Source organism: Actinomadura sp. 6N118 (genome assembly GCF_044326415.1).
In the GTDB taxonomy this organism is placed as follows: domain Bacteria; phylum Actinomycetota; class Actinomycetes; order Streptosporangiales; family Streptosporangiaceae; genus Spirillospora.
This window is the reverse complement of sequence record NZ_JBIRAZ010000021.1, coordinates 1-11,520: the sequence shown is the minus strand read 5'-3', so window position 1 is coordinate 11,520 and position 11,520 is coordinate 1. Positions and strand designations below refer to the sequence as shown.

12 protein-coding genes are annotated in these 11,520 nt (G+C 68.3%); 5 read left to right on the top strand and 7 right to left on the bottom strand.

Annotation, left to right across the window (positions count from 1 at the left end; translation table 11 throughout):
- Window positions 1-166 precede the first annotated feature (166 nt).
- Window positions 167-346 carry a hypothetical protein gene (locus ACH34W_RS40655; protein WP_395966533.1) on the bottom strand — a complete coding sequence of 60 codons (180 nt, stop codon included), beginning with the start codon at window positions 344-346 and terminating at the stop codon, window positions 167-169.
- A 139-nt stretch (window positions 347-485) separates the two neighbouring features.
- On the opposite strand from ACH34W_RS40655, the gene ACH34W_RS40650 reads away from it, so the two are divergent.
- Window positions 486-1,379 carry a LysR family transcriptional regulator gene (locus ACH34W_RS40650; protein ID WP_395966532.1) on the top strand — a complete coding sequence of 298 codons (894 nt, stop codon included), beginning with the start codon at window positions 486-488 and terminating at the stop codon, window positions 1,377-1,379.
- A 93-nt stretch (window positions 1,380-1,472) separates the two neighbouring features.
- Here ACH34W_RS40650 and ACH34W_RS40645 read toward each other — a convergent pair whose 3' ends face one another.
- Window positions 1,473-2,252: an AraC family transcriptional regulator gene (locus tag ACH34W_RS40645; RefSeq protein WP_395966531.1), complete on the bottom strand. Its 780-nt coding sequence runs from the start codon at window positions 2,250-2,252 to the stop codon at window positions 1,473-1,475.
- An 86-nt stretch (window positions 2,253-2,338) separates the two neighbouring features.
- On the opposite strand from ACH34W_RS40645, the gene ACH34W_RS40640 reads away from it, so the two are divergent.
- Window positions 2,339-3,865, top strand: coding sequence for an MFS transporter (locus ACH34W_RS40640; protein WP_395966530.1), 1,527 nt, complete (start codon window positions 2,339-2,341; stop codon window positions 3,863-3,865).
- Between the two features lie 23 nt (window positions 3,866-3,888).
- On the opposite strand, the gene ACH34W_RS40635 is transcribed toward ACH34W_RS40640, so the two are convergent.
- Both ACH34W_RS40635 and ACH34W_RS40630 read right to left on the bottom strand, forming a co-directional pair.
- Window positions 3,889-4,566, bottom strand: coding sequence for a response regulator (locus tag ACH34W_RS40635; RefSeq protein ID WP_395966529.1), 678 nt, complete (start codon window positions 4,564-4,566; stop codon window positions 3,889-3,891).
- Window positions 4,563-5,894, bottom strand: a complete 1,332-nt coding sequence (locus ACH34W_RS40630) for a sensor histidine kinase (RefSeq protein WP_395966528.1) — start codon at window positions 5,892-5,894, stop codon at window positions 4,563-4,565. Before ACH34W_RS40630 ends, ACH34W_RS40635 begins: the two co-directional genes overlap by 4 nt.
- A gap of 297 nt (window positions 5,895-6,191) precedes the next feature.
- On the opposite strand from ACH34W_RS40630, the gene ACH34W_RS40625 reads away from it, so the two are divergent.
- Window positions 6,192-8,354: an MMPL family transporter gene (locus ACH34W_RS40625; protein ID WP_395966527.1), complete on the top strand. Its 2,163-nt coding sequence runs from the start codon at window positions 6,192-6,194 to the stop codon at window positions 8,352-8,354.
- Window positions 8,355-8,414: 60 nt separating this feature from the next.
- Here the strand turns inward: ACH34W_RS40625 and ACH34W_RS40620 are convergent, their stop codons facing one another.
- From ACH34W_RS40620 to ACH34W_RS40610, 3 genes are all read right to left on the bottom strand, one after another.
- Window positions 8,415-9,395 (bottom strand): helix-turn-helix domain-containing protein, encoded by a 981-nt coding sequence (locus ACH34W_RS40620; protein WP_395966526.1) that lies wholly within the window; start codon window positions 9,393-9,395, stop codon window positions 8,415-8,417.
- Between the two features lie 166 nt (window positions 9,396-9,561).
- Window positions 9,562-9,948 (bottom strand): VOC family protein, encoded by a 387-nt coding sequence (locus tag ACH34W_RS40615; RefSeq protein WP_395966525.1) that lies wholly within the window; start codon window positions 9,946-9,948, stop codon window positions 9,562-9,564.
- Window positions 9,949-10,156: 208 nt separating this feature from the next.
- Window positions 10,157-10,534: a winged helix-turn-helix transcriptional regulator gene (locus tag ACH34W_RS40610; RefSeq protein WP_395966524.1), complete on the bottom strand. Its 378-nt coding sequence runs from the start codon at window positions 10,532-10,534 to the stop codon at window positions 10,157-10,159.
- Between the two features lie 131 nt (window positions 10,535-10,665).
- On the opposite strand from ACH34W_RS40610, the gene ACH34W_RS40605 reads away from it, so the two are divergent.
- Window positions 10,666-11,031, top strand: coding sequence for a DoxX family protein (locus ACH34W_RS40605; protein WP_395966523.1), 366 nt, complete (start codon window positions 10,666-10,668; stop codon window positions 11,029-11,031).
- 308 nt (window positions 11,032-11,339) lie between these two features.
- The coding region (locus ACH34W_RS40600) for a hypothetical protein (RefSeq protein WP_395966522.1) at window positions 11,340-11,520 on the top strand (181 nt) is incomplete at its 3' end.

Genomic DNA, 11,520 nt, shown 5'->3' with positions numbered 1-11,520 from the left:
ACGTGCCCGCCCGGGGCCTGCGCCTTCGTGGATGCCATGACTTGGGCCTCACTCGTTGTAGTGGGTGCCGCCCGGATCGTTCCCGCGGCTATGACGAACACCAGACGTCGGTCATCCGCTCTCCGTGACAGCCGCGGCCCGTGACGTGCGCCACCGCTCACCGGTGTCACAAAGCGGCGGGGACCGGCGTCTTGTGCGTGAAGTCGAAGCGATCGGACAGGAGAACCGGCCATGAGCGAGCCCAGCGAGCCGACACCTCACTGCCAGTGGGGGAACGGCCGGGGGTGAGCGCGTCGCGCAGATGGGAGACGACTGGGCTGCCGAACAGGTTCAAGCGAGCATCCATCGTGAGATCCGTTCTCGATATCGGCCACCCCCGCACGGGTGGTTCGGATGCCCCCAAGCGTGCTGTGAGATCACTGCCGGAACAACGCCAGGTCAAGTAGCGTGCCATTACTTTCGCTAATCGCCCGAAAGGTGCATGTGTGGAGCTTCGCGATATCGAGATCTTCCTGACGCTCGCGGAGGAGCTGCACTTCGGGCGGACCGCCGAGCGGCTGCACCTGACGCAGGGCAGGGTCAGCCAGTCGATCAAGAAGCAGGAACGCGGGATCGGGGCTCTGCTGTTCGAACGCACCAACCGTTCCGTGCGGCTCACGGCGGTCGGCGAGCAGCTCAGAGGCGACCTCCAGCCGGTCTACCGAGAGCTGCATGACAGCATCAAAAGAGCCAGCCTGGCCGCTGAGGGCAAGACCAGCGTGCTCCGCATCGGCATGATCCCCAGCTTTGCCCACGACCTGCGACCGTTCTGGGAGGCCTTCCGCGCCCGGCACCCCCAGTGGGGCCTGCAAATCCGGCACAACCTGTTCGTCGAACCGTTCAAACCGCTCCGCAGCGGCGCGATCGACGTCCTGGTCGCCTGGTTTCCCGTCGAGGAACCCGACCTCACCGCCGGCCCCCTTGTCTGGACCGAACCCCGGGCCCTGATGGTGGCCGCCGACCATGAACTGGTCGAGCGCGGTCAAGTCTGCCTCGATGTACTCGGCGACTACGGCGTGTGCGGGCCGTCGGTCGCCCTGCCCGACTACTGGGAGAACACCGCGGTCCCCTTCAGCACCCCCAGAGGTCACGCAGTCCCGCGCAACACCCTGATCACGACCTGGGAGGACATGGCCACGGTGGTCGCCGATGGCCAAGCCATTCAAACGGTTCAGTGGTCGGCTATCCGCTACAACGCGCGTCCCGACATCGCCTACCTGCCCATTCGGGACGCCCGCCCCATCAGCTGGGGCCTGGTCTGGCGGACCGATGCCGAGACCCCTGCCATCCGCAGCCTCGCCAAGGTCTTCCGAGACCTAGGCGCGATCACCTTCGACTAACGAGATCGGGATGCAGCTTTGGGGTTGGTCAATGCCATCCTCGAGGGTGCACAGTTGGACCAGACCGCTCTGGCAGACGCCGACCTGCGCGGCTCAGTTGGCTCGGTTGGCCTCACCACCCCAGCCGGTCAGGTAGCGCTTAGGGGTGGTGCCCACGGTGCGACGGAACACTGTGAGGAACGCGCTCGGTGTTGCGTATCCCACGGCGTGCGCGACCCGTGAGACTGGCTGGCCCTCCGCGAGCATGGGAAGTGCTGCCCTCAGCCGCGCGTGGGTGCGCCAGCGGTCGAAGGCCATGCCGGTGTCGTGGACGAACAGCCTCGTCAGGGTCCGCCGGCTCACGCCGATGGCCCGTGCGTGGGCCTCAAGGCTTCGGGGGTCTGCGGGGTCGGCGATCAGCGCGTCGGCTACGGCGCGGACGCGTTCGTCGACGGGCTGGGGAACGTCGATGGGCGTGGCTGGCAGCGGGCGCAGCAGGTCCACGACGACCGCCTCGGCGCGCAGGCGCGCGTCGTCGGCCAGGTCCTCGCGGGCGAGGTAGCCGATCAGGTGGGCCAGCAACCCGTCGACCGCGACCGGCGTGGGTTCGGACCAGTCGAGGTCGCAACGTTCTGGGTCGAAGTAGAGGCCCAGCAGCACCGCGTCGCGGGTCGCGCCGGTCCCGTGGACGACTCCCGCGGGCAGCCAGAGGGCCCGGGTGGGTGGCAGGACCCAGTAGTCGTCATCGATGGCGACGCCCAGCACGCCCTGTCGTGTCCAGGCCAATTGATGATGGGAGTGGCTGTGCGGGGGGATCCATTCCCCTGTGGTCAGCGGGAAGCTCCCGACGACGATCGCTCCGACCCCGGCCGGGACGGCGAACTCATCAGTCATGGGATTCAGGGTATGGCCTCAATGCGATATTCCATGGCCTTGTAGCGTCTTGAGGTCATCATGAGCGGTTGCCTAGCGTCGTCCGCATGCCTACATCAACCCAGGCCACTGGGCGGCGCCGTGGCGCGCTAGTGGTGCTGTGCTTCGTGCAGTTCATGCTCGTTCTGGACGACACCGTGGTGAACGTCGCACTCCCCAGTCTCCGGGACGACCTCGGTTTCGGTGCGGCGGGTCTGACCTGGGTCGTGAACGCCTATTTCCTCGCGTTCGGCGGTCTGCTGTTGCTGTTCGGCCGGGTGGCTGACTTGCTGGGGCGCAGACGTGTGTTCTTGATGGGCGTGGGTCTGTTCGGCTTGGCGAGCCTCGCCTGCGGGCTGGCGCAGGAGCCCTGGCAGCTCATCGCCGGCCGGTTCGTCCAGGGTGCGGGTGCGGCCATGGCCGGGCCCGCCGCGCTGTCGCTGATCACTCTGTTGTTCCCCGGGTCCGAAGAGCGCGCCAAGGTGCTCGGCGTATGGGGCGGCATCGCGGCGCTGGGCGGCACGACGGGGCTGATGGTGTCCGGTGCGCTGACGGGCCTCGCATCCTGGCGGTGGATCTTCCTGATCAACCTGCCGGTCGCCGCCGCGGCCCTCGTCCTGCTGCCGCGCCTGGTGTCCGAGAGCCGGGCCGGTCACCGCCCCGGCCGCCTGGACGTGCCCGGAGCGGCCCTGGGCACCGGTGCGCTGTTGTCGCTGGTCTACGGGCTGCTGCAGGAGCAGTGGCTGCCGCTCGTCCTCGCCCTCGTCTTGGCCGCCGCGTTCATCGTGGTCGAGGCACGCAGCCCCGAACCCCTCGTGCCGCTGTCGTTTCTGGCCAGCCGGACGCGCGCCGTGGCCAATGCCGCAACTCTCTTGTTCTCGGCTGGCTTTTACTCGATGGCGTTCCTGCTGATGCTGCACCTGCAGACCGTGCTGGGCTACAAGCCGCTCACGGCCGGTGCCGCGTATCTGCCGTACGGCGCCGGCATCCTTGCCGGGATGTGGCTTTCCTCGCGCGCGGCGATCAGGGTGGGTGTGCGCAGGACGCTTGTCGTCGCGTTCCTGATCAGCGCGGCCGGGCTGTTTCTCCTGGCAGGTGTCGAGCCGGGCGACGGCTACGCCGCGGGAGTACTGCCCGGCATGCTCGTCACCGCTTTCGGGTGCGGCCTGAGCCTGCCCGCGCTGACGATCGCCGCGGTCAGCGGCACCACCGGGGAGAACGCAGGTCTCGGCTCGGCCGTCTTCACCACCTTTCAGCAGGTCGGCGGCGCCGTGGGACTGGCGATCCTGGTCACCTTGGCCACGCGCCGTAGCGACGACCTGGTCGACTCGGTCGGCATCCGGCACGCCGCGACGGAAGGCTTCTCCTTCGCGCTCACCGTCACCGCCGTCCTTCTAGTGCTCGGCGCCATCCTCCTCGCAGCACTGCCCGGCGCCGCGTCTCGGAAGGACGTCGGGCCTCGGAACGACGTCGAGCCTCGGGACGACGTCGAGCCCCAGAACGACGTCGAGCCTCGGGACGGCGTCTTGCCTCGGGACGGCGTCGAGTCCCGGAAACTGCCCGAAAGCCACGCGGACGAGACCGTTGAGGGCTGAGCCGTCGGCGCCGGTGGTGTGGCTCAGTGGCCGATGTCGCGTTCGCCGGCCTCGATGAGCCCGCTTTCGTACGCGAAGATCACGATCTGGGCGCGGTCGCGGAGGCCGAGTTTGGCGAGGATGCCTGACACGTGCGTCTTGACGGTCGCGGGTCCGATGAAGAGCTCTCTGGCGATCTCGGAGTTGCTGGAACCGCGGGCGACGGCGGCCATCACCTCGCGTTCGCGGTCGGTGAGGCGTTCCAGGCGGCCGGCGACGGCGGTGTTGACGGTGAGGCGCTGGGCGAACCGGCCGATGAGCCGCCGGGTGATCGACGGCGCCAGCAGGGCCCCGCCGTCGGCGACGGTGCGGACGGCGGTCGCGAGCTGGTCGGGCGGGATGTCCTTGAGCACGAAGCCGCTGGCACCGGCGTGCATCGCCCGGTAGACGTACTCGTCGGGGTCGAACGTGGTCAGGATGAGCACCCGGACCGTCCTGTCGGACTCGGCCAGGATCCGCTCGGTGGCCTCCAGGCCGTCCATGCCGGGCATCCGGATGTCCATGAGGATCACGTCGGGCCGATGCCGGCGCGCCACCTCGATCGCCTCGGTGCCGGTCCCGGCCTCGGCGACGACCTCGATGTCGTCGTGGATCTGCAGGATCATGGCGAAGCCGCCGCGAACCAGAGCCTGGTCATCCACGATGGCGACACGGATGCTCACACGGGCTCCCCTCCGGTGGGCAGGTGGGCGACGACTTCGAAACCGCCGGCCGGGTGCGGCCCGGCGTCGAGGGTGCCGCCCAACAGTAGTGCCCGTTCCCGCATCCCCACGAGGCCGTGGCCTCTCGTGCCGTTCTGGGCGTCGCCTGTGCGGGGGAGTGCGGTGGTTCCGCGTCCGTCGTCGCGCACTTCGATGACGATCTCGTTCCCGGTGCCCACTCGCCGGCTGCTGAGTCGCACCTCGGCTTGGGCGCCGGGCCCGGCGTGCTTGAGTACGTTGGTCAGCGCCTCCTGGACGATGCGGTAGGCGAACAAGTCCACGCGGGCGGGCAGCCCCGAGGACAACCCGTCCATCGACAGTGTCACCGCGATGCCCGTCCCGCGGATCTGATCGGCGAGCCGGGGGATGTCGGCGAGACCGGGCTGAGGCTCCGGCCCATCCGAACCGTTGTCGGGACGCAGGACACCGAGCAGGTGGCGCAGCTCGGCCAGCGCCTGGCGTCCTTCCTCCTCTACCGCTCCCATCGCCCGCAGTGCCTGCTCCGGTATCGGACCGTCGGCGGCATGCTCTGCCATCGCCTTGGCCGCCCCCGCTTGAACGGTCATGACGCTCACCCGATGGGCGACCACATCGTGCAGCTCGCGGGCGATGCGCGTCCGTTCCTCCGCCACGATGCGACTGGCCTCGGCGGCCTGTTCGTCCAGGATCCGGGCGGCATGGCGATCGCGCAGCCGGAGACCGCGCCCGATGTACCACATCCCCACCATGACGACGATGCCGAAGACGGACTCACCCCACGGCGCGGCATCGGTATGCAGGTCGATGGTGACCAGGGCGACGGCCGCCGCGACACCCGCAGTGCCACGCCATGAGCTCGGGCGGAACAGGTCTGCCGGGAGAGAATGTTCCTCGGACGAATACCGCCCGGCGCTGTACAGCGCGACAAGCACTGGAACGCCGATGAGCGTGCGCGTGGTCGGCAGCAAGAGCGCCCAGGCGATCAAGGTGACGCTCAGCGCGGCCAGGGGTGCGCGGCGGCGCCAGTACAGAGCCGCAGCGGCTGCGGTGAAGACCGGCAGGGCCGCGAGGTTGAGGTCGCGGAGGGGGCGGAAGACCAGATCATCGCCATGCCCGTCCTGCACCAGCACGAACACGAGGAAGGCCAGGACCGCGAGGACGGCGTCCGTGGCGCGGGGCCAGCGGGTGAAAGGGCCCCGAAACCTCCGAGAGCCGACCCCGGAGCCGGTCCCGGAACCGGCTGCGAGGCCGGTCCCGGCCCCAGCCCCGGCCCCGGTCGGCGGCCGGATTGGCGACGTCGTGCGGTTCACCGGCGCTCCACGATGCGAGATGTGGTAGCCCTCCGCGACTTGTCGGCGGGCGCGGAGCCACCGTATGCGGGAACGGGCACACCGGTCATCCGTCCCGAGGCGGAGCGGCCATCCGCTGCTGGACGGGGGAGAACGGCACCCCACCATGACGCACGACCCTTCTCGCGGGGGAGGTCCGTTCCACCGAGGGGCGGGCGACTGAGCCGGCCTCGGCGAGCACGGTTGTTGACGACCGCCCAGTCGGCGCACCCGCCGACGCATCCGCCGCCGCATCCGGCCCCCCGAAGGAGCACCGTCATGCATCGCGTCATCCGTCGCATCGGCGACGCCAGCGCCCGCCGACCATGGGTCACGATCGGGCTTTGGACGGTCTTGGCCGTCCTGGTCATCGGCTTGGCGGGCACTGTCGGCGGAAAGTTCGCCGACGACCTCGTCGCCCCGGGCAGTCAGAGCGAGCGCGCGATGGAGCTCCTGGAAGAGCGCTTTCCTCAGGCGGCCGGTGGCAGCGCGAAGGCGGTCTTCGCGGCACCGGACGGGGAACGGCTCGACCGTTACCGGCCCGCCATCCAGGCGGCCCTCGCCCGGATCGCCGATGCGGAGCGCGTAGCCGCCGTGGCCGACCCCTTCGCCGCCGGCACGGTGTCGCCCGATGGCCGCATCGGCTACGCCGAGATCACCTTCGATCGTCCGTCAGCCGGGCTCGGTCCGGAACCGATCAAGGCCATCAGCGACGCGCTGGAGCCGGCGCGGACCGCCGGCGCGGCCGCGGAGGTCGGCGGTGACGCCGCGTTCATCAACGGCGAGACCGAGACCTCGGGCACCGAGGTGGCCGGTCTGCTGGCCGCGCTGGTCGTGTTGCTCGTCGTGTTCGGAACGATCGTCGCCGCGTTGGTGCCGATCGCGATCGCTCTGATCACGGTGGCCACCGGACTGGCGGGCATCGTGCTGCTGGCCCATGCGATGGACGTCACGAGCGCTGCGCCGAGTGTCGCAGCGCTGATCGGCCTGGGCGTCGGCATCGACTACGCCTTGTTCATCGTGGCCCGCTACCACGAGAACCGTACGTCCGGTCAGGACAACCGCACCGCGCTGTCGAACGCCATGGCAGCGGCGGGCTCGTCGGTCCTGTTCGCTGGCGGCGCCGTCATCGTGGCGATGTCGGCGCTGCTGCTGACGGGCTTGGGACTGCTGGCCTCGATCGGTCTCAGCACCGCACTGGTAGTGCTCTTTGCCGTGGCCACCGCCCTCACCCTGCTGCCCGCGATTCTGTCCCTGCTCGGCGACCGCATCGACTCCGGACGCATCGTTCGCCGCCGCTCACCCGCCAAGCGACCCGAGGACGGGGCATGGTGGCGCCTGGCCCATCGCGTTTCCGGCCGCCCATGGCCGTACCTGCTCGGCGCGTCGGCGCTGCTGCTCACGCTGGCCGCCCCGGCGCTGTGGATGCAGACCGGCTACCCGGACGCGGGCGACGACAGGACGAGCACCACTCACCGCCGCGCCTACGACCTGCTGGCCGAGGGCTTCGGCCCTGGCCACAACGCCCCGCTGCTCCTCGTCGCCGACCTGCGCCGCCCGGGCGTGACTGCGCAGACCATCCCCGAACTGTCCGAACGTCTCGCCGCAGATCCCGGCATCGCCACTGTGGGCTCGCCGCGCACCTCACCCCAAGGGGACGCGATCGTCCTACCCGCGATCCCCACCGGCGCTCCCGCAGATCCAAAGACCTCCCAAACCCTGGAACGCGTTCGCGCCCTGGTCCCACCCAACGTCGCCGTCTCCGGCATGACCGCCATGACCGACGACCTCACCCGGCAGCTCGACAAGACCCTTCCGATCTTCATCGTCGCGGTCCTGGCAGCCTCGTTCCTGCTGCTGATGGTGCTGTTCCGCGCCGTCGTGGTACCGCTGAAGGCCGCCGTCATGAACCTGCTCTCGATCGGCGCCGCGTACGGCGTCGTGGTCGCGGTGTTCCAGTGGGGATGGTTCGCGGACCTGTTCGGCCTGGACGGTACGTACCTGATCGCCTCACCGCTGCCCACGATCTTCTTCGCCGTCCTCTTCGGCCTGTCCATGGACTACGAGGTGTTCCTGCTCTCCCGCATCCGCGAGAACTACGACACCACCAGGGACAGCACCGAATCGGTCGCCCGCGGCCTGGCAGGCACCGGCCGAGTGATCACCTCCGCCGCCCTGATCATGACGGTGGTCTTCCTCGGCTTCGTCGCCCATCCGTCCCCGCTGGTGAAGATGCTGGGCCTGGGCCTGTCAACGGCGATCCTGCTCGACGCCACGATCGTCCGGATGGTCCTAGCACCTGCGGCCATGGCCCTCTTGGGGCACGCCAACTGGTGGCTACCCCGCTGGCTCGACCGCGTACTCCCGCATCTGAACGAACGCGCCGAGACCCCTCCGCAGCAACCCGAGCCAGCACCCGCCCCCGCAACCAGCCAGAGCTGACGCTTCAGGCAACACAAAAATGCAGACAGGGGTGGTCGTCACGAGTATGCGTACACATGTCTAGTCCGGGCGTACTGTTGCGCACTGCTGGCGGAATTGGCGCGGTGAGAGGCCGTAGGCGCTGCGGAAAGCCTGGCTGAAATGAGCGGGGCTGGCGAACCCCCACCGGGCCGCGATCGCGTTGATCGGGCTGGCGGCCAGATGGGGGTTGGCCAGGTCGCGCCGGCACTGCTCCAGGCGGTGCTCGCGGACCCAGCCGGAGACGGTGTGCCCGTCCTGCTGGAACAGCTTCTGCAGGTAACGCAGGGAGATGTTATGGGCTGCGGCGATCGCGTCCGGGGTCAATTGTGCATCGCCGAGGTGTGCCTGGATGAAGGCGTGGATATGGGCCATCAGCGCTCGCCGCCTGGTGTGGGGTGGCACCACATTCTCGGCTTCCAGCGCGTTGGCCAGCGCCGCGGTCAGCACTTCGAGCGTCAGGGTGGACAGCCGGGCGGTGTCGGCAGGACTGAGTTCGTGCATGTGCCGGGCCAGCTGCAGCAGAAACTGTGAACACAGCGCGCCAACACCCCGCTCGCCCGGGATACGCACCGCGCTCAACCGCCGCAGGTCCCGCGCCGGAAACGGCAGCAACGAACGCGGAAACCGTAAGAGCAGGAACTGAATCGGCCCAGCATCAGGCGCGTGCTCGACCAGGTAGGGACTCGAGGAGTCGAACAGAGCCAGATCCCCCATGCGGAGATTCCCGCGCCGGTCAGCGTTGGTCATGAGGCCGTGGCCGCGCAGGATACAAGCCAGTTTGAACACCTCGGGATCTGCCTGGCGGATGAGCTTGGGCGTGCGCTGCACCAAGTGCGGCGTCGTGGTCGTCAACGTCGCCTGCATGACCCCGAACTCGCTGATACCTGCCCGAGCCTGGAACCGGCTCTCCACCTGCGGTTCGCAACGCAAATCGAAAGGCACCCACAGCTTCGCGCTCACCTCGCGCCAGAAGGCGAACCGCTCTCCCGCCGGGACCTCGCCGGTGCTGATCACATCCATGACCCACCACAGTGTCGTCGCCAGTGTTGGCTGCGGGGTCGGACCAGCATCGCCCGAACAAGATCTCGAACGCAACCCGCATGCTCGACCTCGTGTGCCGGGTCGACGCGGCCACCACACATGAGCCGGCCCTGGCCAGGCCACCAGGGCGGATTCGCGACGGGGCTCAGGCCGGCCCGCGCAGGTCCGCCCCGGCGGGCTGCCAGAGTTGGATGGCGTTGCCCTCAGGGTCCCGCAGGTTGGCGAATCTTCCGTTGGGGTACTCCGTGGAGTCGACCTCGACCTCGATGTCGGCGCCACGCAGCTGGCCGACCATGGCGTCGAGGTCGGCTACCCGAAAGTTGATCGACCATGAATGCGCAGGACCGCCGAAGTGCTCGGAATCGGCCGACATGGCGGCAAAGACAGTCGGCCCGGGCTGCTGCCACCACGAGGACACGTCATAGGACTCCGGGGCCAGCTCGACGCCCAGGTGAGTGGCGTACCAGCGGTTGAGCCGCTCCGGATCGTGGGCGCGAAAGAACACTCCGCCAATGCCCGTCACTGCTTCCATGCCTGCCTCCTGGCTTACCGACGAGGTTTTGGCCGCAAGATCCCGAGGAGCCGTCGTCGACTCGCCAGCCTTCATCACCCGTGGCCATGGGCGCCACGCATGAAACCCCACCCCCCTGGCCGCGGCTTCGGCCATGCCCGAGATCATGTCGTAGGGGCCCTGTCCCGGGGAAGATCACCACGTCGACGAGAGGCTCGAGGGCATTGGGTCATTGGTTTCGGGTCTCGTAGGCCTCTCGGCTGGACTCGATGTGCGGAACGTGCTCGATGGCCCAGCTGGCGAGGGCCAATGCTGGTGGGATGAGGCTCTTGCCGGTGGGAGTCAGCGCGTATTCGACCCGTGGCGGGACCTCGGCGTAGACCGTCCGGGAGACCAGGCCGTCGCGTTCTAGGTTCCGGAGCGTCAGGGTCAGCATGCGCTGGGAGATCCCTGGGATCTGCTGGTGCAGGTCGGTGAAGCGCAGGCTTCCCTGATCGAGGGTCGCCACGATCAGCAACGTCCACTTGTTGCAGATGCGGTCGAGGATGGCGCGGATCGTCCGTCCTCCGTCTCCACGGATCATGCAGGTGTGCTCGTACTCAGACATGACAACCCTCTGTGTGTAACGCACACGCATGTGCCTTTTGTAAGGCCTTCAATAGTGACGCATGATGAGGCTACTTACGGTTGAGAACCATCGTGGCCAGCGCCACGTCACTAGCCTCCGAGGTGCGCTACATGGAGATTTCCTACTGGATCGTGGCGGCACTCCTGGCCGTCTTCTACCTCTACGCCGGAGGCAAGAAGGTCACCCAGAGCCAGGAGCAGCTCCAGCCGATGATGGGCTGGGTCGACACCGTTCCCATGCCGCTCGTCCGGCTGATCGGAGTGCTGGAGGTCCTCGGCGCGGCCGGCCTGATCCTGCCGCCGCTGACCGGGATCGCGGTCGGGCTCGCCATCGCCGCGGCGATCGGCCTCGTTCTGATCCAGATCGGCGGCATCGTGGTCCACCTGAACCGTGGCGAGGTCCGGGAGATCGGACTCAACATCGCCCTGCTGGCAGCCGCCGCAGCAACCGCCTGGCTCGGCACCACCTGGCTCTGAACCGTCCGCCCAACGCCCCAGCGCAGGTTGGCGGCAAAAGGTGTGCCGCAGGATATGAGCAGACAGGGCAGCGGTGGGGCCGCCAGTCGGGTACGTTTTGGACGTGCAGCTTGACGATTTGTACGCGGGCATGCGATCCTGACTACGGGATCGAGGTTGACACTCATAATACGTGTGGACATTTGTCTGCGTTTTGGTTTATGCTGCCCTTCCGCACCTGCCCTCGGCATCCCGCTCCTCCGTATCGGGTCTGATGTCGTCTGGCGTGCGTGTCGTCAGTCCGCCGCGTTCCCTCGGAAGGACATCTGTTGGCAGCCTCGCGCAACGCCTCCGCCGTCTCCACTGGTCCCCGTCGCGTCTCTTTCGCGCGCATCAAGGAGCCGCTCGAAGTCCCGGACCTCCTTGCTCTGCAGACCAACTCTTTTGACTGGCTGCTGGGTAATGAGAGGTGGAAGGCCCGGGTCGAGGCGGCCCAGAAGGCCGGAAGTA

What these genes read in the sequence shown, in the direction of transcription:
- ACH34W_RS40625 (WP_395966527.1), top strand. Translation starts at nt 6,192, where the DNA reads ATGCATCGCGTCATCCGTCGCATCGGCGACGCCAGCGCCCGCCGACCA.
- ACH34W_RS40645 (WP_395966531.1), bottom strand. Translation starts at nt 2,252, where the DNA reads ATGACTGATGAGTTCGCCGTCCCGGCCGGGGTCGGAGCGATCGTCGTC.
- ACH34W_RS40605 (WP_395966523.1), top strand. Translation starts at nt 10,666, where the DNA reads ATGGAGATTTCCTACTGGATCGTGGCGGCACTCCTGGCCGTCTTCTAC.
- ACH34W_RS40640 (WP_395966530.1), top strand. Translation starts at nt 2,339, where the DNA reads ATGCCTACATCAACCCAGGCCACTGGGCGGCGCCGTGGCGCGCTAGTG.
- ACH34W_RS40615 (WP_395966525.1), bottom strand. Translation starts at nt 9,948, where the DNA reads ATGGAAGCAGTGACGGGCATTGGCGGAGTGTTCTTTCGCGCCCACGAT.
- ACH34W_RS40655 (WP_395966533.1), bottom strand. Translation starts at nt 346, where the DNA reads ATGGATGCTCGCTTGAACCTGTTCGGCAGCCCAGTCGTCTCCCATCTG.
- ACH34W_RS40610 (WP_395966524.1), bottom strand. Translation starts at nt 10,534, where the DNA reads ATGTCTGAGTACGAGCACACCTGCATGATCCGTGGAGACGGAGGACGG.
- ACH34W_RS40620 (WP_395966526.1), bottom strand. Translation starts at nt 9,395, where the DNA reads ATGGATGTGATCAGCACCGGCGAGGTCCCGGCGGGAGAGCGGTTCGCC.